31 protein-coding genes are annotated in these 20,969 nt (G+C 61.1%); all 31 read left to right on the top strand.

All coding sequences use genetic code 11. The features are described from left to right. Positions 1-117: 117 nt before the first annotated feature. Positions 118-879, top strand: a complete 762-nt coding sequence (locus HMPREF0178_RS02210) for a ParB N-terminal domain-containing protein (RefSeq protein WP_009378653.1) — start codon at positions 118-120, stop codon at positions 877-879. Continuing rightward, on the top strand, positions 876-2,234 hold the full coding sequence (locus tag HMPREF0178_RS02205; RefSeq protein ID WP_009378651.1) for a hypothetical protein: 1,359 nt from the start codon (positions 876-878) through the stop codon (positions 2,232-2,234). The genes HMPREF0178_RS02210 and HMPREF0178_RS02205 overlap by 4 nt, the downstream gene beginning before the upstream one ends. A 94-nt stretch (positions 2,235-2,328) precedes the next feature. After that, positions 2,329-2,580: a protein phosphatase gene (locus tag HMPREF0178_RS02200; RefSeq protein ID WP_009378650.1), complete on the top strand. Its 252-nt coding sequence runs from the start codon at positions 2,329-2,331 to the stop codon at positions 2,578-2,580. 109 nt (positions 2,581-2,689) lie between these two features. Continuing rightward, complete coding sequence (locus HMPREF0178_RS02195; protein WP_009378649.1) at positions 2,690-3,040, top strand: hypothetical protein; 351 nt, start codon at positions 2,690-2,692, stop codon at positions 3,038-3,040. A 9-nt stretch (positions 3,041-3,049) separates the two neighbouring features. After that, complete coding sequence (locus tag HMPREF0178_RS02190; protein WP_009378640.1) at positions 3,050-3,418, top strand: DUF488 family protein; 369 nt, start codon at positions 3,050-3,052, stop codon at positions 3,416-3,418. Positions 3,419-3,545: 127 nt separating this feature from the next. Continuing rightward, positions 3,546-4,349 (top strand): hypothetical protein, encoded by an 804-nt coding sequence (locus HMPREF0178_RS02185; RefSeq protein ID WP_009378638.1) that lies wholly within the window; start codon positions 3,546-3,548, stop codon positions 4,347-4,349. A 61-nt stretch (positions 4,350-4,410) separates the two neighbouring features. Continuing rightward, positions 4,411-4,668: an anaerobic ribonucleoside-triphosphate reductase gene (nrdD, locus tag HMPREF0178_RS22960; protein WP_369736906.1), complete on the top strand. Its 258-nt coding sequence runs from the start codon at positions 4,411-4,413 to the stop codon at positions 4,666-4,668. Beyond that, positions 4,589-4,804 (top strand): hypothetical protein, encoded by a 216-nt coding sequence (locus HMPREF0178_RS02180; RefSeq protein WP_009378636.1) that lies wholly within the window; start codon positions 4,589-4,591, stop codon positions 4,802-4,804. Before nrdD ends, HMPREF0178_RS02180 begins: the two co-directional genes overlap by 80 nt. Position 4,805: 1 nt before the next feature. Then, on the top strand, positions 4,806-6,845 hold the full coding sequence (locus tag HMPREF0178_RS02175) for a terminase gpA endonuclease subunit (RefSeq protein ID WP_050809242.1): 2,040 nt from the start codon (positions 4,806-4,808) through the stop codon (positions 6,843-6,845). Further along, positions 6,845-7,051: a helix-turn-helix domain-containing protein gene (locus HMPREF0178_RS02170; RefSeq protein ID WP_009378633.1), complete on the top strand. Its 207-nt coding sequence runs from the start codon at positions 6,845-6,847 to the stop codon at positions 7,049-7,051. Before HMPREF0178_RS02175 ends, HMPREF0178_RS02170 begins: the two co-directional genes overlap by 1 nt. Before the next feature lie 21 nt (positions 7,052-7,072). Next, a complete protein-coding gene (locus tag HMPREF0178_RS02165) occupies positions 7,073-7,384 on the top strand; it encodes a type II toxin-antitoxin system MqsR family toxin (RefSeq protein ID WP_009378632.1) in 312 nt (103 codons plus the stop codon). After that, positions 7,371-7,838 carry a type II TA system antitoxin MqsA family protein gene (locus HMPREF0178_RS02160; RefSeq protein WP_009378631.1) on the top strand — a complete coding sequence of 156 codons (468 nt, stop codon included), beginning with the start codon at positions 7,371-7,373 and terminating at the stop codon, positions 7,836-7,838. Before HMPREF0178_RS02165 ends, HMPREF0178_RS02160 begins: the two co-directional genes overlap by 14 nt. A 215-nt stretch (positions 7,839-8,053) precedes the next feature. Then, complete coding sequence (locus HMPREF0178_RS02150; RefSeq protein ID WP_009378630.1) at positions 8,054-8,515, top strand: TspO/MBR family protein; 462 nt, start codon at positions 8,054-8,056, stop codon at positions 8,513-8,515. Between the two features lie 148 nt (positions 8,516-8,663). Continuing rightward, on the top strand, positions 8,664-8,891 hold the full coding sequence (locus tag HMPREF0178_RS02145; RefSeq protein WP_009378628.1) for a DUF6148 family protein: 228 nt from the start codon (positions 8,664-8,666) through the stop codon (positions 8,889-8,891). A gap of 3 nt (positions 8,892-8,894) precedes the next feature. Next, entirely contained in the window at positions 8,895-10,514 is a 1,620-nt protein-coding gene (locus tag HMPREF0178_RS02140) for a phage portal protein (RefSeq protein WP_009378627.1), read from the top strand. After that, entirely contained in the window at positions 10,507-11,712 is a 1,206-nt protein-coding gene (locus HMPREF0178_RS02135) for a S49 family peptidase (RefSeq protein ID WP_009378626.1), read from the top strand. The genes HMPREF0178_RS02140 and HMPREF0178_RS02135 overlap by 8 nt, the downstream gene beginning before the upstream one ends. 9 nt (positions 11,713-11,721) lie before the next feature. Beyond that, positions 11,722-12,111, top strand: coding sequence for a head decoration protein (locus tag HMPREF0178_RS02130; protein WP_009378625.1), 390 nt, complete (start codon positions 11,722-11,724; stop codon positions 12,109-12,111). Positions 12,112-12,114: 3 nt separating this feature from the next. Then, positions 12,115-13,128 (top strand): major capsid protein, encoded by a 1,014-nt coding sequence (locus tag HMPREF0178_RS02125; protein ID WP_009378624.1) that lies wholly within the window; start codon positions 12,115-12,117, stop codon positions 13,126-13,128. A 2-nt stretch (positions 13,129-13,130) separates the two neighbouring features. After that, complete coding sequence (locus HMPREF0178_RS02120) at positions 13,131-13,763, top strand: glycosyl hydrolase 108 family protein (RefSeq protein ID WP_009378623.1); 633 nt, start codon at positions 13,131-13,133, stop codon at positions 13,761-13,763. Next, positions 13,763-13,978, top strand: a complete 216-nt coding sequence (locus tag HMPREF0178_RS02115) for a hypothetical protein (RefSeq protein WP_005026891.1) — start codon at positions 13,763-13,765, stop codon at positions 13,976-13,978. Before HMPREF0178_RS02120 ends, HMPREF0178_RS02115 begins: the two co-directional genes overlap by 1 nt. Next, positions 13,978-14,280, top strand: a complete 303-nt coding sequence (locus tag HMPREF0178_RS02110) for a hypothetical protein (RefSeq protein ID WP_009378622.1) — start codon at positions 13,978-13,980, stop codon at positions 14,278-14,280. Before HMPREF0178_RS02115 ends, HMPREF0178_RS02110 begins: the two co-directional genes overlap by 1 nt. Further along, entirely contained in the window at positions 14,271-14,573 is a 303-nt protein-coding gene (locus HMPREF0178_RS02105; protein ID WP_005026896.1) for a hypothetical protein, read from the top strand. Before HMPREF0178_RS02110 ends, HMPREF0178_RS02105 begins: the two co-directional genes overlap by 10 nt. Further along, positions 14,570-14,890, top strand: a complete 321-nt coding sequence (locus tag HMPREF0178_RS02100; protein ID WP_009378621.1) for a hypothetical protein — start codon at positions 14,570-14,572, stop codon at positions 14,888-14,890. Before HMPREF0178_RS02105 ends, HMPREF0178_RS02100 begins: the two co-directional genes overlap by 4 nt. Next, positions 14,887-15,555 (top strand): hypothetical protein, encoded by a 669-nt coding sequence (locus tag HMPREF0178_RS02095; protein WP_009378620.1) that lies wholly within the window; start codon positions 14,887-14,889, stop codon positions 15,553-15,555. The genes HMPREF0178_RS02100 and HMPREF0178_RS02095 overlap by 4 nt, the downstream gene beginning before the upstream one ends. After that, positions 15,552-16,049 (top strand): hypothetical protein, encoded by a 498-nt coding sequence (locus tag HMPREF0178_RS02090; RefSeq protein WP_009378619.1) that lies wholly within the window; start codon positions 15,552-15,554, stop codon positions 16,047-16,049. Before HMPREF0178_RS02095 ends, HMPREF0178_RS02090 begins: the two co-directional genes overlap by 4 nt. Then, positions 16,042-16,383, top strand: coding sequence for a hypothetical protein (locus HMPREF0178_RS02085; protein WP_009378618.1), 342 nt, complete (start codon positions 16,042-16,044; stop codon positions 16,381-16,383). The genes HMPREF0178_RS02090 and HMPREF0178_RS02085 overlap by 8 nt, the downstream gene beginning before the upstream one ends. 3 nt (positions 16,384-16,386) lie before the next feature. Then, a complete protein-coding gene (locus tag HMPREF0178_RS02080; RefSeq protein ID WP_009378617.1) occupies positions 16,387-17,859 on the top strand; it encodes a hypothetical protein in 1,473 nt (490 codons plus the stop codon). Positions 17,860-17,869: 10 nt separating this feature from the next. Beyond that, positions 17,870-18,394 carry a phage major tail tube protein gene (locus HMPREF0178_RS02075; protein WP_005026908.1) on the top strand — a complete coding sequence of 175 codons (525 nt, stop codon included), beginning with the start codon at positions 17,870-17,872 and terminating at the stop codon, positions 18,392-18,394. Between the two features lie 11 nt (positions 18,395-18,405). Further along, positions 18,406-18,735, top strand: coding sequence for a phage tail assembly protein (locus HMPREF0178_RS02070; protein ID WP_009378616.1), 330 nt, complete (start codon positions 18,406-18,408; stop codon positions 18,733-18,735). Positions 18,736-18,743: 8 nt separating this feature from the next. Further along, complete coding sequence (locus tag HMPREF0178_RS22760) at positions 18,744-18,866, top strand: hypothetical protein (protein WP_009378615.1); 123 nt, start codon at positions 18,744-18,746, stop codon at positions 18,864-18,866. After that, positions 18,856-20,969 (top strand): phage tail tape measure protein (locus tag HMPREF0178_RS02065; RefSeq protein ID WP_009378614.1); only part of this gene is annotated, 2,114 nt, incomplete at its 3' end. The genes HMPREF0178_RS22760 and HMPREF0178_RS02065, both read left to right, overlap by 11 nt.

Raw genomic sequence — 20,969 nt, 5'->3', positions numbered from 1 at the left:
ACCAGTTTGAGGCTTTCTGGAGTTTTCAGGACCATTCCGATGCCCTGTGGGACTGGCTGTCGGCACACGTCGCGGCAGAGATAGGCGCGCATAACCTTTTGAAGATATGGGGGTAACATGGATTTTTCGACTGAGAACGACACGCTTTCGCGCATCAGCAAGGCTCTGTACGGGGACGCCCTGACGCTGGCGGTCATGGACCCGAAGGACATTTCCCTGCTCAAGAAGAATGCCCGGATACTGAAAAAAGACGTGTTCCAGCAGCTCACGGCGAACATCGGGCGGGACAAGCGGCTGTCGTCCGTGCCCCTGTGCCACCGCTTGAGCGACGGTAGGGTGGAAGTCCTTTCCGGGAACCACCGTGTACAAGCCTCCGTCGAGGCGGGGATCGAGCGCATCCTCGTCATGATCATCGAAGAGGACCTCACGCGGTCGCAAGCCGTGGCCATCCAGCTCTCGCACAACGCGCTTGTTGGCGAGGATGACCCTGCGCTCCTTGCCGAGTTGTGGGCGGAGATTGAAGACATTGCGGCGAAGACCTACGCGGGCCTGTCCTCGGACGTGGTGGAGAAGCTGGACAAGATCGACCTGACGTCCTTCACCACGCCGCAGGTGAGCACGCGCACCATGACCTTCGCTTTCGTCGACAGCGAGGCCGAACGCCTGAACGCCGTGCTCGATGATCTGGACGGGCTGCCGGCAAAGGAAATCTGGCTGGCGGACGTGAAGCAGTTCGACCGTTTCTTTGATCTGCTGGAAGCGACGAAAAAGACGTTCGACGTGCGGAACGCCTCCCTTGCCATGCTCAAGCTCATGGATCTTGCCGAGGAAGCCATTGCCAACCACAAGCCGGAACGAGCGGCGGAGGGCGCGGCATGAGCTTCATCGGGGCCGTGGCCACATCCGTCCGTCAGGTCCTCGCGCAGTACGCGAAGGACGTGCACCTGCCTTGCCTGATCGTCGGCGCCGGGAACTTTACCGTCCCGAGCGTGCTGCGCTCGGCGGGCTTCGCCGGGACGATAACGGCCTGTGACGTGACGCTCTACACCTCGGCGCTCGGCGCGTACCTGTCCGGCTGGACACTGGAGGCGCGGGAGCGGGAAGACTGCCCGGAGCACCTCCGGGGGCTGCTCCGCACGGGTTCGCCGCTGGAACTGACGGCCTCCATCAGCCTGCTCATGGATCTGCGCGAGGTGTGGAAGGGCGACAACGCCTTCAAGATGCGTATGGTGCAGCACAGCCGGGAGGCGTGGGACACGCTCATGGAAAAGACCTGCGCCAAGCTCGAAACCTACAAGGCCCACATCGGCCCCATCGACTACCAAGCCCGCGACGGCTTCGACCTGCTGGAAAAGAGCGCGTCCGGGCACACGGTTTTCGCGTTCCCGCCGACCTACAAGGCCGGGTACGAAAAGCTGGAGGCGCTGCTCCGGGCCACGGTAGAATGGACGCCCCCGGCCTACCGGGAAATGACCGACAAAAGCCTTGAGCTGTTCGAGGCCATCGCCCGGTTCGACTCGTATTACGTCGTGCTGGAGAAGGACCTCCCCGAAGTGTACGCGCTCCTCGGCCAGCCTTCGGCGGTGCTTCCCCGGGGGCGTGGCCGCACGACCTACATTGTGGCGAAGCAAGCCAAAAAGGTCGTGATCCGTTCCTCGGCCAAAACCGCTCCGGTCGGCCCGATATGGCCCGCGAACCGGCCCGTGACCGGGGACGAGGTTCCCGGCTTCGCCCCGGTCAAGCGGGCGCAGTCGCTGCGGCTGAACGAACTCTACCTTGCCAAGCGCATCGATTACTTCGACGGCGGCGTGGACGTCTGCATCGTGCTCACGCTGGATGGGCAGGTGATCGGCAAGGCCGACTTCATGAAGATGAGCCATGCCCAGTGGAAACTCCCGGAAGGCAACCCCGGCGGAGACGAATCCCTGTACATCATGTGCGATCTCGCCGTGGCCTCGGACGTGGAAAAGCGGCTGGCCAAGCTCGTGCTGCTCCTGCTCACCAGCCGCGAGGTCAAGGAATGGGTGGACGCCAAGCTGAACAAGCGGGTGGGGTGGGTCATCACCACGGCCTTCGCCAAGGGGCCTGTCTCGATGAAGTACCGGGGGTGCTTCCAGCTCTACAGCCGGAAGCAGGACAAGAAAACGGGCCAGTACGCCCTCAACTACTATGCCCCGTTCGGGGCGCGGACGCTTGCGGAATCCTTCGCCCTCTGGAAGAAAAAATATAAGTAATTCATGTAATTAAATACAAAAAACTCTTGTATAACAGGCGTAACATGCTAAGTTCTTTTTATGGTTGAACTTTTTCAATCAAAAGGAGAACGGCATGGACGCAAGGCGCAAGCATGAACTCAAGGAGCTGATGGTAACGGCCTGGAATCTGGCCCGGTTCGGAGCGAACCGTTTCGGAGGTCCGGCCAGCCTGTATTTCTGGATGGCTCTGCGGATTGCATGGCGGGAACGCGGCGGGAAGTCCGTCTACTACACGAAGGGCAATGTGGCCCAGATGTGGATGGGGATCGTGCCGAGGCAGGAAAAGGTGAAGCGGGGGCAGATGATGCTCCCCGGCCTTGCATAAAAGAGTGGGGCGGTAATGCCACTTACCGCCCCGATACGAAAAGGAGCCAAGTCCTTCATGTACGGATTGAGTTTGGCTCCTGCCCGCCAAAAAGTCAATGAGCAGAGCCATGACAGAGAAAGAAGCCCGCAGGCTGGCGAAGGAAGTCGTCAGCGACGAGTACGCCGTGATCGACGAAATCTGGAACCGCCGCAGGGTGAATTACCACAGCGTCGCCGCCGATTACGACAGGGACACGATCAAGGACATCAACCGCAAGCTGCCGAACCTGCTGGTGAAGAACGGCGGCGTCGCTCTGGACGAGCTGGCGGATGAATACGGGTTCGCGTCAACCTGCGATTTGATCGACATGTTCCTTGCGTACACGCCGAAGCGCGTCCGGTTTGAGCAGCTTGTGAGCCAGCTTTTGGAAGAAAACCCTCAACCCTCCGGCGACTATGACGGAGACGTGCCTTTCTAGGAGTCTGAAATGCCCATTGAAACCTCGTTCTTTTCGAGCAAGGCCCCGAAAGAACGAAAAGTCTGCATCGCCAAATGGCACAGGGGATGGAACGGGCCGCGCGCCGAGCGGTTCGCCCCGTCTGACCCGAAGGCCGTGGACTGGAAAGCGGCGTACAGGAAGGACTTGGAATCCCGGTTTCCCACGCCGTCTTCCCTGCGGCTCTACCTTCAGGAGATCGAGAAGCGAACCCCGAACCCGATCCTCTGTTGCTTCGAGCTGAACCCGGAAGAGTGCCATCGCAGGGTGCTCGCCGCGTTCATCAAGGAAAACATCAACCTCGACGTTCCCGAGTGGAACGGTCGGCGGCATGACGGGCAATTCAGCCTGTTGCCGTAAACCGTAAAAAAGGCGGGGACGCCCGGTCTAGCACACCGAACGCCCCCTAGGAAGCGGAGGGAATAGCCTCCAGCGACCACACGCGAAGGATATTCCCTCCTGACTATACAAGTCAACGGAGGGCGAAATGAGACATTCTACATGCGCCCACCGCAGAACGCGGCGCGAGGACAGTATGGAAGATTTACAGAAAGACAAGGATCAGGGCGAAAAACTGCGTTCCCTTGTTGAAGTGAGCAGGAAGAACGACATTCCCGCGTTGCTCAATGCCAAGAACAGAGCGCAACAGGACGTCTATTCCGATCCTTCAAAGGAAAACCTTGCCATTCTGGAACGCGCCACAGCCATGCTGGAGAAAGCGATGGACGCAGGACAGAACTGCAAGACGTGGAAAGAGGCGCTCACCTATCTGCAAGAGGATTGCGGCAGGAAAATCGGACAGACCAAGCTGTTTGCCGACATCAAGGCCGGACGCCTGAGAAAGCAGCCGGACGGCACCTTCAAGCGGCGTGACCTTGACCGCTACGCGGCGTCGCTCCCCACGGCGGGGACGCCGGACAAGCTGGCCACCGACGCCGCCAGACGGCAGCGGGAAAAGGAAGAGCAGGAAATCCGCAGGATACGGGCCGTGGCGGACAAGGAAGAGTTCATCCTCAAGGTCAAGCAGGGCCAGTACATCTCGCGGGATGACGTTTATCAGGAGCTTGCCGCCCGTGCCGTGGCCCTGTCCGCCAGCCTGAAAACGGAGTTTGAGGCGCGGTCGCTCGACGTGATCGCGCTGGTCGAGGGGAACCCGAAGAAATCGGGTCCGTTCGTCGAGCACATCGAGCAGGTCATCGACGAGGCCATGAACGAGTACGCGAAGCCCATCGAGATTGAGGTCACGTTTACTGACGAGCCGGAAGCGGAAAACGAACCGGACGACGAATAACGCAGGGCAGGGGCGCGTCTGCCGGACCAACGCGCAGGAATTGAAAATGAATGCAACACCCATGCGAGAGTTCAACCATTTTCCCATTATGGACGGGAAGGTCGGCAACGGCGTGAAGTTCGAGCGCATCCGGCGCATCACGGGCTACCTCGTTGGTACGGTGGATCGGTTCAACAACGCCAAACGCGCCGAGGTCCGTGACCGCGTGGCGCATCTGAAAGTTTCTCCGGAGGCGCACCATGAAGCTCCGTCACGGCATGACGGTGATGACTGCCCGCTACGCCGTGGTGCTGCGGGGCCGGAACCAGTGCTTCCCTGACCAGTGGTGGGGGCACCCGATCATCGAAGGGAAGATCATGAAGCGGCACACCATCGTGCTGAAAGCCGAGGACGTGGTGGCCCTCCCCGTGCCGGAGGGTTTCCAACGCGTGTTTCCGGGATTGTTGAAGGGATAGCATGACGCAGCTTGCCTTGTACGAAATGCCGAAAAAGGAGTGTCGGCGCGTGGCCCTTTCGGTGCCGATACCGAAATGGCTTCCGCCGTCTCTGGCCTTGTGGCTCCGTCAGCGCACGGCGGAGCAGCCTGAGAAAAGGCTGACCGTGAATGTCCGGTTTTCAAACGGGGAGCGGGCCGCGATGAAACGCCGCAAGCCCGTGCCGATCAGCGCATGGGCGGAGAAGCACCGCGTCCTCGAAATGTCGGCCATCCGGGGCCGCTGGCGGAATGTGTTTACGCCGTACCTCACCGGGATCATGGATGTGTCCGGGCTTCCCGGCGTCGAGACGGTCATCATCTGCAAAAGCCCCCAGACGGGCGGATCGGAGTGTGGCCACAACATCGTCGGGTACTGCATCGACCGTCTCCCCGGCCCGGTGATGTACGTCTTCCCGGATGAGCTGACCGCCCGCGAGAATGCCAAAGATCGCATCATCCCGATGATCGAAGCCTCCCCGCGCCTCCGGCAGTACATGACGGGCTACGGGGACGACGCCTCCAGCCTCCGCATCAACTTGCTTCACATGCCGATTTACCTCGGCTGGTCCGGCTCCGTATCGCGCCTCGGGAACAAGCCCATCCGCATCCTCATCCTCGACGAGCTGGACAAGTACAAGAACCCGAAAAACGAGGCATCGTCCGAGTCGCTGGCGGAGAAGCGCACGACGACATGGCGGACCCGGCGCAAGGTCGTGAAAATTTCGACCCCGACCACGGAGGACGGCCCGATCTGGAAGGCGCTCACCGAGGAGGCGGGTGCCCGCTTCGATTTCTGGGTGCGCTGCCCGCACTGCGGCTTTTTCCAGCACATGGATTTCGAGCGTATCGCATGGCCCGGAAAGGATGAGGAGAAGTCACCGGACGCCGAAACCGTGCTGGCGAAGCGGCTGGCTTACTACGCCTGTGAATACTGCGGCGCGGTGTGGGATGACGGCGACCGCGACCGGGCGGTCAGGGGAGGGGAGTGGCGTGAGCGCACGTCCGGCCTTGAGCTGATGGCCCACGTCGCCGCGCACCGTCCCGTGAAGGTTGGCTTCCACATCCCCGCGTGGCTTTCATACTTCGTGAGCCTGTCCGAAGTGGTCCACGCCTGGCTCAAATACAAGGAGAGCGGAAAATTGGATGACCTCAAGAATTTCAGGAACCAGTACGCCGCCGAGCCGTGGGTGGAGTCGCACGCGGCCCGCTCGGAAGACGCCATCCTCGCCCTGTGCGACGACCGCCCACGCGGGAAGGTTCCCGGCCCGGTGGACGGAAAAGAGCGGGTATCCGTCCTTCTGGCCACGGTGGACACGCAGCAGCACTATTTCCGGTACGTCATCCGGGCCTACGGCTATGGCGAAACCGAGGAGAGCTGGCTCGTGGCGTCCGGCTCGGCGGACAACCTCGCGGCGCTGGAGGAAATCCTGTTCGGGAGCGTCTACGCCGACCCGGACGGCAGGGAATACGCGGTCAAGGCAGCCATGATCGACGCGATGGGCGGGCGCACCGCCGAGGTCTACCGCTGGGCCGTCCGTCATCGGGGCCGCGTCTTCCCGTGGCAGGGCGTCCGTTCGATGGCGCAGCCCTACACCCCCTCGCATCAGGAATACTTCCCCGACGCCAAGGGCAACAAGGTCAAGATCCCCGGCGGGCTGATGCTCTACCGCTGCGACGTGACGTTCTTCAAGTCCGATCTGGCGTTCAAACTCGGCATCCACCCGGACGACCCCGGCGCGTTCCACCTCCACGCCAATGACGGCGGGCAGCTTGAGCAGTACGCCAAAGAGCTGTGCGCCGAGGTGTGGGATGACGAAAAGCAGGGATGGGAAAACCCGGCAAACAAGCCGAACCATTTCTGGGACTGCGAGGTCATGCAGCGGGCGTTCGCGTTCATCCTGAACGTGCGCCATCGCCGCAGACCGGACGAGGAAGCGAAAAAGCCCGCCCGTCCCCCGCGCCCGTCCGAACGCGGCGGGGGTAGCATCGGTTCGCGTCTGGCGAACCTGCGGAGGTCGTGATGGCGCTATACGACTTGTCGGATCGCCTCAACTGGCAGCAGGCTTGCGAAATTCTCGGGTGCAGCAAGACGCATCTCTACAGGCTGGTGAGGGAGGGAAAGGTTCCCATATACGGAACAGGAAAGCGGTATCGATGGTTTTCCCGTGAAAACTTGGAACATATTCTTGCAAAAGGATTTTCCGAACGAATAACCTTGACAAAATAACCAAAATGGTTAGTATAAAACATGGAAAAGAACAAGCCCCATTGCCCGTTGCAGCGTGTGAAAGAGTTGATCTCGGAAGGCCGTTTCAACATGACCAAAACGGCGACCGCCAGTGCCGCCGCTCTTGACTTCACCGAAGAAGCGGTGATGCAGGAACTCCTCGCGTTGAATCGAGGAGAATTTTATAAAAGCATGACAACGTATAATAATCATAAGGTATGGCAAGACGTGTACAGACATGCCTCGGCAGTGGGGATGCTCTATGTTAAGCTGACCGTTATTGAAGATGTTCTGCTGGTATCTTTTAAGGAGTTGAAGAATGATTTGTCCTGAATGTGGGAGCGCGGATGTGCGCCACGAAGTACGGGAAGAGCAATACACATACAAAGGGCAGACGACCTCATTTCTTGTGGAAGGCGAATACTGCCAGGATTGCGGAGAGGCGGTGCTGTCGCGTGAGGAATCGCAGAGGTTGAACAAGGAGATGTTGACCTTCAACGCTTCCGTGAATGCCAGCCAGTTCAATCCTGAACGTATCCAAAGCGTGCGAAAGAAGCTCGGCCTCGACCAAAAGGAGGCCGCAGCTATGTTTGGTGGGGGAGTCAATGCCTTTTCACGTTATGAGCGCGGCAAAATAGCCCCTCCGAAATCTTTGGAAGTCCTGTTTGAGATGATCGAAAAAAGGCCGGAACTGGGGGAATTCGCCAAGGAGTGTGCCGCAAATGTTGACAGAAGGAAGGGAGGAACTCCAGGGCAGGAAATGCAACGGAGCTGTGCCGTTCGATGAGGGGATAGCGGCGATGTACCGAGCCCATCCCAACATGGCGACGGAAATGCTGGATGAGTGTATTGAGATGGGAGATCGGGAAGCTCTTTGGCTGACATTTCGCCACCTTGTTCAGGCTTCTCTTTTTTGCGGAAGTAAAAATAGTGGATTCCAAAGGGCGGATGAGTAAGTAGCTATCTAATAAAGAGAGCAGGTTCCGCTTTGAAGGAGGCACCATGAAATACTTGCCCATCGTTATCGGCATAGCTGCTTGTTTGGCAGTGGGGGAGTTATCGAGCCTGTTGCAAAGCGATGCTCTCCAGTCATGGTATCCGCAGTTGGACAAATCGGTTCTTACGCCCCCCGGTGTGGTCTTCGCGGTTGTGTGGGTTCTGCTGTATATTCTGATGGGCGTTTCCATCGGGCTCGTATGGAAGCGCAAGGCTCCTGATTATAAGATGGTCACCGGCCTTTTTGTGGGCCAGCTCGTGCTGAATTTTTTTTGGAGCGTCGTCTTTTTCTTTTTCCACAGCCCGTGGGCCGGCATGATGGTGATAACGGGTCTTCTCGCACTGCTGTTGTATTACGCATGGCGCGCCTATCCTCATAACAAGGTCAGTTCGTATTTGTTTTTTCCCTATATCCTATGGGTAGCCTTCGCTTGGTACCTGAATTTTCATGTCGCCCTGCATAACTAAAACATTTTTTGCCTCGTTCTCTTCGCCCGGCCCCGCGCCGGGCTTTTTTTCGTTTTTTTGAAAATTTTTTGTGCCCACATTCCCCACATTCCCCATATTCCCCACAGTGCCAGACTTGCACATTTTTCTGTGCTATGTGTAGCCCACTATGAGCACAATCTGGACACGTGAAGAACTCCTCGATCTGATCGTCTGTTGGAAGGCCGCGTACAAGGCGGCGTCCACGGGCAAGTCGTACACGGTGCAGGGCCGCACCTTGACCCGGTACGATCTGCCCGAGATCCGCCAGCAGCTTGTCTATCTTCAGGGCGAGCTTGCGGCGCTCGACACCGGGCGTCGCGGCCCCACCATCGTACTCGCACGGGTAAGGAGGTAAGGCATGGCATTGCTTGATCAGTTCGGGCATCCCCTCTCTCCCGTGTCCACCTCGCGCATGACCGCCCGCGCCTCCCGCGACGCCGGGGCCTATCGCGGCTCCATCTCGGGCTGGCGCGGGCCGCAGGTGCATTCCCCGGAAGGGGAATCCCGCGAACGGGCGGTCATGCAGCGCCGTGCCGCCGACCTCGCCGCCAACGATTGGGCGGCGCATTCCGCCGTCGAAGCCATTTCGAGCAACGCCATTGGGACGGGCCTTGTCCCGAAGGCGAGTATCCCCGCCGACATGCTCGGCATCTCCTCTGAGAGCGCCCGCGAACTCGGCAAACGGATGGAATGGGCCTTTGCGCTCTGGACATCCGAAGCCGACGTTCGCGGGCAATGCCACTTTGCCGACCTCCAGAATCTCGGCATCCGCACCATGTTGAGCCTGGGCGAGATGCTGCATCTGGCGGTCATGCTCAACGAAAAAGAGCGGGAACGGCAGAACCGGGCGTTCTCGTTCGCGCTCCAGACGCTTTCCCCGGCCCGCCTGATGACGCCGAGCGACCAGCAGAGCGATCCCCTCCTCCGCGACGGCGTCCGCCTGTCCGAGTACGGCAGGCCGGAAGGGTACTGGCTGGCGACGCCCAAGGCTTCGCCCCAGTCCTCCTTCCTGTCGGTGGAACGGAGCGCTCTGCTGGCGGCGGACTTCACCTATGTCCCGGCCCGCGTCGGTCACCGTCCGGGGGTGTTCCACCTGTTCCGGCACGAGACGGACGAGCAGGTGCGCGGCGTTTCGGCGTTCTCCAAGGGCATCGAGCTGTTCCGCAACCTGTCCGACGCCATCAGCTACGAGCTGTTTGCGCAGGTCATAGCCGCGTCGTTCCCCGTGTTCGTCGCGCTGGAAAACGGCGGGGTGCAGCTCCCCGACTATGTGACGGAGGGGCAGGAAGGCGACGGCGAACGCCGGGAACGCCAGCTTGTCCAGGACCTCAGCCCCGGCCAGGTCTTCTACGGCAACGAGAACGAAAAGCCGTATGTGCTGGAATCGAAGCGCCCCTCGGCCAACTTCTCCGCGTTCGTTGAGATCGTGCTGCGGGCGACGGCGGCCTCCGTGGGCATCCCCTACGAATCGCTGACGAAAGACTTTTCCAAGACCAACTACTCCAGCGCCCGCGCCGCGCTTAACGAGGCGTGGAAGCTCTACAGCTTTTACCGCAACTGGTTCGGGCGGCTTTACTGCCAGCCCGTTTACGAGATGGTCATAGAGGAGGCGTTCCTCCGGGGCATGTTCGAGCTTCCGAAAGGCGCGCCGGGCTTCTACGAGGCCCGCAAATTCTGGTGCAACGTGGACTGGATCGGCCCCTCGCGCGGGTTCGTGGACCCGGTGAAGGAGATCACGGCCACCATCCTCGCGCTGCAAAACCGCCTGATGACCTACGGCGAGGCGTGGGCCGAAACGGGCAGGGACTTCGACGAAGGCTACGCCCGGATGCTGGAGGAATCTCCTCTGCTGGCGCTGCTCGGCCCCCTGAGCCTGAGCACCAAGCTCGGGAAGGCTGGCAAGGACGCGGCCCCGGAGGGCGACGAAAAGCCGGAAGGTAAGGCCCTCGAAGAGGGGACGGGAGAAGAAGATGAATGAGTTATGGGCGTTGCCCTTTGAAATGGCGGAGCAGGTGCTGGCTGAATTGGACTCGGCAAAGTCGAACCCTCAAGCGCTGGTTGAAGGATTTCCGGAGCGGAAGGCGCGTGGCTACGAGCTTGTCGGCGGGGTGGCCGTCATCCCGGTATCCGGGCCAATCGTCAGGGAGCAGGGCTGGTACGGGACGGGGCAGGATGCCGTGGCGTCGTCGTTGAAGGCCGCGCTTGCCGACCCCGCCGCCCGCGCCATCCTGCTCGACATCACCAGTCCGGGCGGCGTCGTGGCGGGCACGAAGGAGCTTGCCGACGCCATAGCCGAGGCCCGGACGAAGAAGCATTGCGCCGCCTACGCCAACGGCCTGTGCACGTCCGCCGCGTACTGGCTGGCGTCGGCCACCGGGACCGTGTACGCGCCGCTGACCGCCACAGTCGGCAGCATCGGCGTGATCATGACGATCACCAACTACGCGAAGCTGGAAGAGAAATGGGGCATTTCCACCGTGACCATCACGGGCGGCAAGTGGAAGGCGGCCGGACAGGGCGGCGAGCTGACCGACGAGGAACGCCAGTATTTTCAGGAACGGATCAACACCCTGCACCAGATTTTCAAGGCCGATGTGGGCCGTCACATGGGGTTGACGGCTGACCCGCAACTGTGGGGCGAGGCGCAGCTTTTGCTGGCGCAGCCCGCGCGGGAGCTTGGCCTTGTCACCGATATCGTCAGGGATCGCGACGCCGCGATCCGCAAACTCGCTGTGGAGGCACAGATGACCAGAGAAGAACTCGCCGCGCAGTCCCCGGAACTGGTGGACGCGCTGCTGGCCGAAGGCAGGCTGAAAGCGGAGGCCGAGAACAAGGCGAACATGGACAAGGCGGCGGCTGATGCCGTGGCCGGCGCACTCGCCGTGGTGAAGGCCGTGGCGGGCGATGAGGCGGCGTCCCGCGTCGAGACGACGCTGAACACCCTCCGGGCCACCGGGATGAGCGCCGAGCAGATCGCCACCGTAGCCCCGTTGCTGGCGAAGGCCGAAGCGCCCGTGCATGAGAATGCCGAGGCGAAAACCCGTGCGGGTATCCTCGCCGGACTCCAGAATGTCCACCAGAATCCCGTAGCAGCCTCGCCGGGGACGGTTCCCACGGCAACTACGAAAAGCCCGCTGCTGGCGGACGCCGAACGTCGCGCCGGAGTAGCGAAGTAAGGAGACATCATGTCCAAGATCATCGTCAATACCGAAGTCATGGGGCCGGACTTTTCCGAGCTGGTCCTGCATGAGCTGAACTACGAGTGGAGCCGCGAGGTTGTGACGTTGGCGGCTTCGGAAGCGGATCTTCCGTTCGGCATGGTGCTGATGCGCGAAGCCGGGGAATACAAGCCGCTGACGGAATCCACGGTCGAGAGCGCCCAGAAGTTGGGCGGCGCGCCCGTCGCCGTGCTCATCGGCGCTGTCAAAGCCAGCGAGTCCGCACAATCCGGCGTCGTCATCCGGCGCGGGGCCATCCTGAACGGCGCGGCCCTCAAGTTCGACGCCAGCGTCACTACGTTGCAGGCCGATGCGAAGCTGGCCCTGTCCGATCTCGGCATCGTCATCAAGGAGTAAACCATGCCCATACAGAACTATCCCACGGTGTTCGAGTGCACCGAAATGACCGCGGCGGTCAACAAACTGCCCGCACTTCCCGTCTATTTCCGCAGGCTGTTCGAGGTGAAGGGCGTGAAGACCACGACCGTTTCCCTCGACATCAGGAAAGGCCGCATCGTGCTGATCGGGGACTCGGAACGCAATACCGCCCCGGAGAGCCTTGCCGGGCGCGGGGCCAAGCGGGAGTGGATGCACCTCTCCTGCGCGCATCTTGCCATGTCCGACACGCTGGCGCCCGAAGACCTTCAGGATGTGCGGGCGTTCGGTTCCACCGAGCCGATTTCGGTTGCCGAAGTCTATAACGACAAGATGCAGCAGTTGAAGGATAACATGACGGCGACGATGGAGTTCCATCGTCTTGGGGCCATCAAGGGCGTGGTGCTCGACGCTAACGGCACTACCGTCCTGCATGACATCTTCAACACCTTCGGGGTCACTAAGAAGAAGATGGACATTTCGTTCCCAAAGACGGCCGCCGACGATGCGAACCCCATTCTGACAAGCATCCTCAACGCCAAGCGGCATGTCGAGGCCGCGATGGGCGGCACGCCGTTCAGCCATATCGAGTGCATCATCGGCTCGGACGCCTACGACATGCTGACGTCCCACAAACTGGTGCGGGAGTATTTTGAAAGATGGCTCTCCAATAGATCGAATTTTGGCGACAACGACTACCGTAAGCGCGGCTTCCCTTACGGCGGCCTGACGTTTGTGGAGCGTTCCGATGTGGTGGGCGGCAAGACGATGGTGGATGCCAAGAAGGGGCACGTCTACCCGGTCGGCCCCGGCATTTTCAAGCAGTACCACGCGCCCGCCGACTGGATGGAAACGGTCAATACGATGGGGCTCGAATACTACGCGCGCATGGACTTAAAGGAAAAAGGCCGCGGCATCGACATTGAAGTCCAGTCCAACCCGCTCACGCTCTGCACGTTCCCCGAAGCTCTGATCGAGCTGAACTTCAAGGCTGCGTAGTCATGGCCGATTTCGATCTCGCCTACGCGCCCGTCGCCAAGTGGGAAGGCGGCTGGACGCACGATTCCGGCGACAAGGGCGGGGAGACGTTCCGCGGGTGCGCCCGCAACTTCTTCCCGAACGAACCGATCTGGCCCGTCATCGACCGGGAAAAGAGCCATCCCTCCTACAAGCAGGGCAAGGCCGCCTTCTCCGCGCACCTTATGGGGATTCCGAGCCTCACCGGGTGCGTCAAGGGTTGGTACAAGAAAGAGTGGTGGGACAAGCTCGGGCTCGAACGGTTCGAGCAGATCGTGGCCGACGAGCTGTTCGAGCAGGCCGTGAACCTCGGCAAGGCGGGCATGGGGCGTTACCTGCAACGGCTCTGCAACGCCTTCAACTGGCGGAAGGACGGCAGCGCGGACGGGGCACGCCTGTTCGACGATCTCCAGACGGACGGCGTCGTCGGCCCGAAGACGCTTTCGGCCCTTTCCATCGTCCTTTCCCGGAACGACGCCCGGCGCATCGTGCACCTCATGAACTGTATGCAGGGCGCGCACTACGTAAACAGCGCGGCGAACCGTTTCCCGCTGCGGAAATTCTGCGTCGGCGGCTGGCCGACGCGCACCTATGACCCCGGACAGGAGGTCTTCTGATGGATTTCGCTACGTTGATGGATTCCCAGTCCGGCATCGTCGCGTTGGGCATGGCCGCCGTTTCCGGCGTTTGCGCGTTCATCTGCGCGTTCATGCCCGCGCCCACGGAGCAGTCGGGCATGTTGTACCGGATTGTCTACGAGCTGCTGAACTGGATCGGCTGCAACAAGGGCAAAGCCAAAAACGCCGACGACGCGGGCAATGGCGGCAAGTGATGCATGGTCGGCCCTCGTCCGCATCCTTCAACTGGTTCTTGAAGGTTTTCGGGAATACCGCCGCCGTTCCCGTGTGGGCGCTGTGCGCTCTGACGGCGGCTCTGCATGGCTGCGGAAGTTCGGGGGCGCTGACAAGCGTGCCTCCCGCACCGATGACGCCGGGGGCGATCATCACTGAGGCGTGGGCCTACGAAGAGGACGGGCAATGGAAGATGGAACATGGAGGCTGGATTCACATTCCGGCAAATGAGGGCGCGGAGCTGCTGCTCTGGATTGAACACGCGGAGGAACTATGCCGCTGACCACGGAAACGCTGCTGGCCTATTCGATGGGCATCATCGGTACATTGCTTGTGCTGCTCATTTCGCTCGTCGTCTATGTCTTCCTGACGCTCAGGGAGGAAGTCCGGGGCGTTTCATCCGATTTGTCCGAGTTGAACAAACATCGGGTGAAGCTCGTCCACATTGATGATTGCCGCCTGACGGTAGCGCGTGTCCATGAACGGTTGGACGACTACGAAGACGCCATGCAGGGCCTCAGCGAACGCATGGCCCGGACCGAGGCGCTGTTGCAGGAGCGGGGAGGGCATTCATGAACCAGAGCTTCTTCAAGGACATCCTGGAACAGGAAATCCACTCCGTGTTCCTGAACCCCGCCGAATTCGGGGAATCCGTCACGCTGGAAGGCAGAACGCTCGACGCCGTGGTGGACAGGCCGGAAATGGCATGGCCCGAAGCGGACGACAGGCCCGGCGTTTCCCACAGGCTCGTGGTGCTGTCCGTGGCCCTGTCCGACTTCCCGGACGAGCTGTACCCCGGCACGAGCGTGACGTTCAACGGCGAACGCTGGTTCGTGGCCACAGCCGACCGCGAAGCGCTGCGGACCATCCGGCTGTACAGGGAGGCGGCATGATCCGGCTCGACATCCCCAACATGGACGAAACGATCCGGGCGCTCACGGCCTCGCTCCAGCACATGCCGAAGGAGTGCGAGAGCGCCGTTTCACGGGCCATCAACCGGACGTTGAACGCCATGCGTGCCGAGGCGATCCGCATTGCGCGGCGGGCCTATGTCTACGTGCCTCCGGGAAGGCTCTTCGACCAGCTCTACTTGAAGAAGGCGCAAAGGGGCACCACGAAGGCTTGCCTCTACATTTCCGGGCGGCGCGGCATCTCCCAGTACCACTTCCGTCCGGCTCCGAAGTTCCCCGGAACCAAGCCCCCGGCGGGCGTTTCGGCGCAGATCCGGCAAGGCGGTACGCGGAAGGTCTATCAGGAGCCCGGCTACTCGAAGCCCTTCATCATGAAGAAGCTGCGGGGGATCGATTTCGGCGGCTACGGCGTGTTCATGCGCAAGAAAGGCGTGAACAACTTCCACAAAAAAGGCCGCAAGGGGGCGGAAGGGCTTGTCTGGAAAGGGGTGAAAATGCTGTTCGGCGCGTCGCCCATCCAGTCGTTGCTCAAGAAGGAAAACCAGCAGCAGATCGTGGACAAGGCGTCTGAGGTTTTTCCCCGCCGTCTGCAACACGAGGTCAACTTTCAAATCGGCAAACTGGCCGCATCAGGAAAAATGCGATGAGAAGCAGAGAGTTATTGTTGGCGGTCAAGGAAATGCTGACCGAGGCCATGAAAGAGTACCCTTTCCCCGCTCCTGACGGTTCCTGTGAAGACCTTCAAGTGTTCCTTCACGGTTTGCCCGACGAGCAGGGGAGAAGGACGTACCCGTTCATCTGCGTCCGGTGGGTCAGCGGCGACATCAACGAAGGCGTGGATGGCTACATCGGCGCGGAAGGCCGGGAAACGCTGGCGCTGGTGCTCGGCATGTACGCGCCGGAGAGCCAGGAGCAGGCCGGGCTGATCCTCGCGGAACTGCTCGACTGGACGCGGGCCGTCCTGCGCCGAAATCGGGTTGTCGACAAAAAGTTCCAGTTGGAGCTTCCCCTCAAAGCGTCCATCCCCGACCCTGAAAAACAGTGGATGGAGTACCATATGGCGACTGTTTTCCCGGAATACCAGTATATTATCCCGTCCACCCCGTTGGGCGGCATTTTGAAGGAACACACCTATGAGTGAGCAGGAATCCCCCAAAACAGCCCGGAAATCGCCTGTGAGGGCCGAAAGCCCGTCCCCGGAGCTGATTGCCCGCCGGAAGCAGGCGCTGACCGTGTATGTCGGCCCGGACAGGCCGTTCGGCCTTCCCCTGCGGACCAGCGCCGTCCTGCGTGGCGAACCGCTTCCGCAGCTTGCCGCCGTCATTGATGCCAACCCGGATCTGAAAAAGCTGTTCGTCCCGGTGGAGAAGCTGGCCGAAACCCGTTGCCAGCTCCGCAAGGAAGGCAGCGGTATACAGCGGCTTTTCAAAACCATCAGCGAGGCCAGCCGCAAGGCTCGGAAGACCAAGGAGTAGGCTATGGCTTTCAAACACGGCGTATACACCAGCGAACTGCCCACGAGCATCCTCCCGGCCCGTTCCGTGGACAGCAACGTGGTCTTCGCGGTCGGCACGGCGGCGGTTGACCGCCTTGCTGCGGGCAAGCCCCGCTACGTGAACCGGCTGCGCATGTATTATTCGTATGACGAGTTCGTCTCGGAAATGGGGTGGGACGAGGAGAACTTCAACAAATACAGCTTGCAGGAGCTTGCGTACAGCCACTTCGCGCTCTACCGGGGCGCGCCGCTGGTGGTGTGCAACGTCTTCGATCCCGCCGTCCACAAAACGAGCGTCAGCAGCGAGGCCGTGAGCTTTGACGCCAAGGGTGCGGCTTCGCTCAAGCACGGCTCCGTTTCCAAGCTGGTGCTGAAAAATGCGGAAAGTTCCACAACCTACGTCGAAGGCACCGACTACACGCTGGACCCGATCTCCGGAGAACTGTCCCGCATCGAGGGCGGGAGCCTTCCCGCCGAAGCGAACGTGACAGCCGGGTACGACTATGCGGACGTGTCGCTGGTGGACAGCGCGGACGTCATCGGCGGCATCAACGAATCCACGGGAGAATCGGAAGGGCTGGAGCTGATCGATTCCGTGTTCCCGCAGTTCCGGCTCGTGCCGGGCAGCATCCTTGCCCCGCGCTTCTCCGAAGACCCCGCCGTGGCCGTGGTCATGGCGGCGAAGGCGGACGGCATCAACGGGCTGTTCAAGGCCGTGGCCCTCGCGGACATCCCGACCGAAGGCGAGCACGGGGTCAAGAAGTACACGGATGTCCCCGCATACAAGCAGAACAACAACCTCTCGGACGAGCTGCTGATCGTGTGCTGGCCCAAGGTGAAGCTCGGGGACCGCGTGTTCGGCCTCGCCACGCACCTCACCGGGCTCATCTCGCAGACCGACGCCGACCGGGAAGGGGTCCCCTACGCCAGCCCGTCCAACAAGCGGCTGGAGATCACGAGCATCGGCTATCCCGACGAAAAGGAGGAGGGCGGCTGGAAGGAACTCTTCCTCGGCCTCGACAAGTGCAACTACCTGAACGGCGAGGGCATCTACACCGCCGTGAATTGGGACGGCGGCATGAAGTCGTGGGGCGGGCGCATGAGCGTGTACCCCTCGAACACCGACCCCAAGGACTGCCAGGACGCCATCCGCCGATTCTTCAACTGGTACCAGAGCACGTTCATCCTGACGTACTTCCAGAAGGTGGACAACCCGCTGACCCGCCGCCAGATCCAGACCATCCTGAAAAGCGAGCAGATCCGGCTGGACGGCTATGCGGCCCGCGAGATGCTCCTTGGCGGTTCCATCTCCTTCGACGAGTCGGACAATCCGACGACCGATCTCATCGACGGCATCGCCCGGTTCCACCTGCGGCTCACCCCGCCGCCCGCCAACCGTGAGATCGACGGCATCTTTGAATTCGACACCGACAACCTGAGCGTCCTGTTCAGCTAACGGAGAGGCCATGAGTCGTCCTGAGCAAACAATCGCCTACCGCGTGTACTGGCAGGGGAAAGACCTTCTGGGCACGGCCCAGATCGAGATGCCGCAGGTACAGTACATGACCGAAACCCTGAGCGGTTCCGGCCTTGCCGGGGAAATCGAATCCCCGACCATCGGGCTCACGCAGTCCATGACCTGCAAGATGACCTTCACGAGTGCGACCAAGGATGTTTTCGACATTCTGGACTGGACGCTCCAGCCGCTGTTCGAGTGCTACAGCGCCTTGCAGATCGTGGACGAGAGCACCAGCATCCGCGAATCCATCCCGTATCGGCTCAATATCGTTGGCCGTCCGAAAAACATGAGCCTCGGCACGATGGAGCAGGGCAAGAAGCACGGCAACGATCTTGAGTTGGAAGTGACCCGCCTCGAAATCCTGCTGGACGGCGAGGAACAGCTCCTCATCGACAAGATCAACTTCATCCACCGGGTGAAGGGCAACGACCTGCTGGCCGCCGTCCGCGTCCAGATGGGCCTCAACGCATAGGAGAAAACATTATGGAAAAAAAACAGGTCAAGCTGCTGGAACCTATCATCGTCGGCGGTGAAGAGCTCACCGAAATCACTATCCGCCGATCCACGGTTGGAGATGAAGAGGACGCTATGGAAATGGCCATCAGGCTCAAGCGCCCGAAGAACTCGGTCACGGTCGAGGTCTGCATGTTCAGCAAGCTCACCAGACTGCCTTACGACGCGATCCGAAGCCTGTACGGGCCGGACTACACGGCGTTGCGCGAAGCCCTGAACGAGTTGAACGCTCCGGAGGGAGAGGACCCTACGATGACTCCGGAGACGGATGGGATGCCGGAGAGAAGCTTGGAAGACTAAGGTCGGGCATGTTGCAGCTCGGACGCTTCAGCAACTGGTCGCGTTCGGACATCCGGGAGATGACTCCGGCGGAGTTCGCCGGATACGTTCAGGCCGCCAATGGCATTGCGGAGGATGAATATGGCTCGTGAATTCAGCGTATCGTTCGCTCTTGGAGCGACTTTGGACAGCAGCTACGGCTCCGCGTTCAAGGCCGCAACAGGGCAGGTGCGCGGCATCACGCAGGCCATCCGCGACATGGAGCAATCTCCCGTGGGCCGCCTTGGGTCCAGCTTGGTCAATCAGCAGAAGGCCATCCGAGGAACCCGAGCGGAACTGGACAGGGCGCGCGGCGTGCTGGACGCGCTGCGCGCTCAGGCCGATGCCGCAGGGGGAGCTTCTGGCAGGCTGGCGATTCAGATACGGCAGGCGGAAACGGAAGTTTCCGGGCTAACCTCCCGTCTGGAGAGGCAGAACTCGGCTTTTGCCGAAACCCGCGCCAGAGCAGCCACGGCGGGCGGCTCCGTGCAGGGGCTTATCAATCAGTACCGACAGCTCCGTGGAGAAATCGAAAGCCAGCGGACGACGAAGGCCCGTGTGGAGTCCGGGCTGGAAATCGCCCGTGCGGAGGATTCCCAACGCACGGTTTTACGCGACACTTTAGCCGCCACGCCCAAGGAACAGCGCCGGAGCGTCATGGCCACGATGGTCGGGGAGCAGAGCGCGGCCTTGAAAGGACTGGGCACACAGTTGCGCACGGCCCAGCAGCAATTGGCCACGCTGCGCGCCCGTGCCGATGCCGCTGGCGGCGCATCCGGCACCTTGGCCCGTCAGATCCGGCAGGCAGAGGATTCCGTCAATGTTTTGAATCGGCAGGTGCGTCTGTCCGGCGCGGCCTTCCGCGAGACGGTGGCTGCCGCAACGGGCGCGGGAGGGTCCATTCGTGAACTGTCACGGGAGTACCGCGGGCTGGCGGAAAACGCGGCACGGGCACAGCGTATCCAGCAGGCCGTGCAAGCGAACCGTCAGCGGAGGGACACCCTGCGTTCCCAGCGGGATGATCTGAATGGGCGGTTGATGGGTACTGCGGCGCAAGCCGCCACCGTAGCCATGCCCGTCAAGCTGGCCGTTGATTATGAATCCAGCATGGCTGACGTGAAAAAGGTCACGGATTTTGACGATACGGGCTTCAAGATGTTCAGCCAAGACTTGCTGGAAATGTCCACCCGGCTGCCGATGACGGCCAAGGGGCTGGCTGAAATTGCCGCAGCGGCAGGTGCGGCAGGCATCAAACAGGAAGAACTGCTCGTTTTTTCCGAGGACGCCGCCAAGATGGGCGTCGCCTTTGACATCAGCGCAAAAGAAGCCGGGAATGCTATGACCGGCTTGCGCAACAACTTCAAGCTCAGTCAGGATGGTGTACGCCTGTTGGGCGATTCCATGAATGCGCTTGCCAACAGCATGGATGCCAAAGCCGCCCAGATTGTCGATTTTGCCAACAGAACCGGCGGGGCAGCCAAGATTTACGGCTTTACAGGACAGGAGGTTGCGGCTCTGGGGGCTACGTTCCTCGATGCCAAGGTGGGGGCCGAGGAAGCGTCTACGGCTACCAACGCCATGTTCGTTCGTCTGGGCACGGCGGACACGCTGTCGAAAGACGCCCAGGAAGCGTTTCAGTCGCTCGGCATGAGCGGCGAAGGGATGGCAAAGGCGTTTCGGCAAGACGCCCAAGGCGCATTGCTGCACTTCATGCAGACCGTCGCCAAAAGCAAAGATCCCATGCGGGCGCTCAACGCCATCTTCGGCGCGGAACATGCCCCTAAGATTGCACGTCTGGTCAACAACCTGAATCGCTATGACATGGCGTTGGACAAGGTTTCCACGACTGAGAAGTACCGTAATTCCATGCAGCAGGAATATGATACCCGTGCCGATACGACCGCCAACCATATCCAATTGCTGCAAAACAGCATGACCCGTTTGGGGACCATCGTCGGTACTGCGCTGCTGCCTGTGGTGAGCGCCGTGGCGCGTGGTCTGAGCGGCGTGGCCACCCGTGCGGGCGATCTTGCCCAGCGTTTCCCCCGGACGACCGCCGTGTTCATGACCGGAGCCACGGTGATAGCCGGGCTTGCCGTGGGCGGTCTGGCTCTGGGGCTGGTCATCAACGGTGTGAAGACATCCGTGGCCTCTCTTCGCAGCGCCACCTTACTGCTTTCCAATTCCCAACGGCTGGCCACGGCACAGACATGGGC

The organism is Bilophila sp. 4_1_30 (assembly GCF_000224655.1).
GTDB lineage: Bacteria > Desulfobacterota > Desulfovibrionia > Desulfovibrionales > Desulfovibrionaceae > Bilophila > Bilophila wadsworthia.
This window is presented reverse-complemented; position numbering and strand designations above follow the sequence as displayed.

What these genes read in the sequence shown, in the direction of transcription:
- HMPREF0178_RS02130 (WP_009378625.1), top strand. Translation starts at nt 11,722, where the DNA reads ATGTCCAAGATCATCGTCAATACCGAAGTCATGGGGCCGGACTTTTCC.
- HMPREF0178_RS02110 (WP_009378622.1), top strand. Translation starts at nt 13,978, where the DNA reads ATGCATGGTCGGCCCTCGTCCGCATCCTTCAACTGGTTCTTGAAGGTT.
- HMPREF0178_RS02210 (WP_009378653.1), top strand. Translation starts at nt 118, where the DNA reads ATGGATTTTTCGACTGAGAACGACACGCTTTCGCGCATCAGCAAGGCT.
- HMPREF0178_RS02075 (WP_005026908.1), top strand. Translation starts at nt 17,870, where the DNA reads ATGAGTCGTCCTGAGCAAACAATCGCCTACCGCGTGTACTGGCAGGGG.
- HMPREF0178_RS02120 (WP_009378623.1), top strand. Translation starts at nt 13,131, where the DNA reads ATGGCCGATTTCGATCTCGCCTACGCGCCCGTCGCCAAGTGGGAAGGC.
- HMPREF0178_RS02165 (WP_009378632.1), top strand. Translation starts at nt 7,073, where the DNA reads ATGGAAAAGAACAAGCCCCATTGCCCGTTGCAGCGTGTGAAAGAGTTG.
- HMPREF0178_RS02170 (WP_009378633.1), top strand. Translation starts at nt 6,845, where the DNA reads ATGGCGCTATACGACTTGTCGGATCGCCTCAACTGGCAGCAGGCTTGC.
- HMPREF0178_RS02090 (WP_009378619.1), top strand. Translation starts at nt 15,552, where the DNA reads ATGAGAAGCAGAGAGTTATTGTTGGCGGTCAAGGAAATGCTGACCGAG.
- HMPREF0178_RS02115 (WP_005026891.1), top strand. Translation starts at nt 13,763, where the DNA reads ATGGATTTCGCTACGTTGATGGATTCCCAGTCCGGCATCGTCGCGTTG.
- HMPREF0178_RS02135 (WP_009378626.1), top strand. Translation starts at nt 10,507, where the DNA reads ATGAATGAGTTATGGGCGTTGCCCTTTGAAATGGCGGAGCAGGTGCTG.
- HMPREF0178_RS02180 (WP_009378636.1), top strand. Translation starts at nt 4,589, where the DNA reads ATGAAGCTCCGTCACGGCATGACGGTGATGACTGCCCGCTACGCCGTG.
- HMPREF0178_RS02150 (WP_009378630.1), top strand. Translation starts at nt 8,054, where the DNA reads ATGAAATACTTGCCCATCGTTATCGGCATAGCTGCTTGTTTGGCAGTG.
- HMPREF0178_RS02100 (WP_009378621.1), top strand. Translation starts at nt 14,570, where the DNA reads ATGAACCAGAGCTTCTTCAAGGACATCCTGGAACAGGAAATCCACTCC.
- nrdD (WP_369736906.1), top strand. Translation starts at nt 4,411, where the DNA reads ATGCGAGAGTTCAACCATTTTCCCATTATGGACGGGAAGGTCGGCAAC.
- HMPREF0178_RS02070 (WP_009378616.1), top strand. Translation starts at nt 18,406, where the DNA reads ATGGAAAAAAAACAGGTCAAGCTGCTGGAACCTATCATCGTCGGCGGT.
- HMPREF0178_RS02140 (WP_009378627.1), top strand. Translation starts at nt 8,895, where the DNA reads ATGGCATTGCTTGATCAGTTCGGGCATCCCCTCTCTCCCGTGTCCACC.
- HMPREF0178_RS02190 (WP_009378640.1), top strand. Translation starts at nt 3,050, where the DNA reads ATGCCCATTGAAACCTCGTTCTTTTCGAGCAAGGCCCCGAAAGAACGA.
- HMPREF0178_RS02200 (WP_009378650.1), top strand. Translation starts at nt 2,329, where the DNA reads ATGGACGCAAGGCGCAAGCATGAACTCAAGGAGCTGATGGTAACGGCC.
- HMPREF0178_RS22760 (WP_009378615.1), top strand. Translation starts at nt 18,744, where the DNA reads ATGTTGCAGCTCGGACGCTTCAGCAACTGGTCGCGTTCGGACATCCGG.
- HMPREF0178_RS02125 (WP_009378624.1), top strand. Translation starts at nt 12,115, where the DNA reads ATGCCCATACAGAACTATCCCACGGTGTTCGAGTGCACCGAAATGACC.
- HMPREF0178_RS02185 (WP_009378638.1), top strand. Translation starts at nt 3,546, where the DNA reads ATGAGACATTCTACATGCGCCCACCGCAGAACGCGGCGCGAGGACAGT.
- HMPREF0178_RS02160 (WP_009378631.1), top strand. Translation starts at nt 7,371, where the DNA reads ATGATTTGTCCTGAATGTGGGAGCGCGGATGTGCGCCACGAAGTACGG.
- HMPREF0178_RS02145 (WP_009378628.1), top strand. Translation starts at nt 8,664, where the DNA reads ATGAGCACAATCTGGACACGTGAAGAACTCCTCGATCTGATCGTCTGT.
- HMPREF0178_RS02080 (WP_009378617.1), top strand. Translation starts at nt 16,387, where the DNA reads ATGGCTTTCAAACACGGCGTATACACCAGCGAACTGCCCACGAGCATC.
- HMPREF0178_RS02175 (WP_050809242.1), top strand. Translation starts at nt 4,806, where the DNA reads ATGACGCAGCTTGCCTTGTACGAAATGCCGAAAAAGGAGTGTCGGCGC.
- HMPREF0178_RS02105 (WP_005026896.1), top strand. Translation starts at nt 14,271, where the DNA reads ATGCCGCTGACCACGGAAACGCTGCTGGCCTATTCGATGGGCATCATC.
- HMPREF0178_RS02205 (WP_009378651.1), top strand. Translation starts at nt 876, where the DNA reads ATGAGCTTCATCGGGGCCGTGGCCACATCCGTCCGTCAGGTCCTCGCG.
- HMPREF0178_RS02095 (WP_009378620.1), top strand. Translation starts at nt 14,887, where the DNA reads ATGATCCGGCTCGACATCCCCAACATGGACGAAACGATCCGGGCGCTC.
- HMPREF0178_RS02195 (WP_009378649.1), top strand. Translation starts at nt 2,690, where the DNA reads ATGACAGAGAAAGAAGCCCGCAGGCTGGCGAAGGAAGTCGTCAGCGAC.
- HMPREF0178_RS02085 (WP_009378618.1), top strand. Translation starts at nt 16,042, where the DNA reads ATGAGTGAGCAGGAATCCCCCAAAACAGCCCGGAAATCGCCTGTGAGG.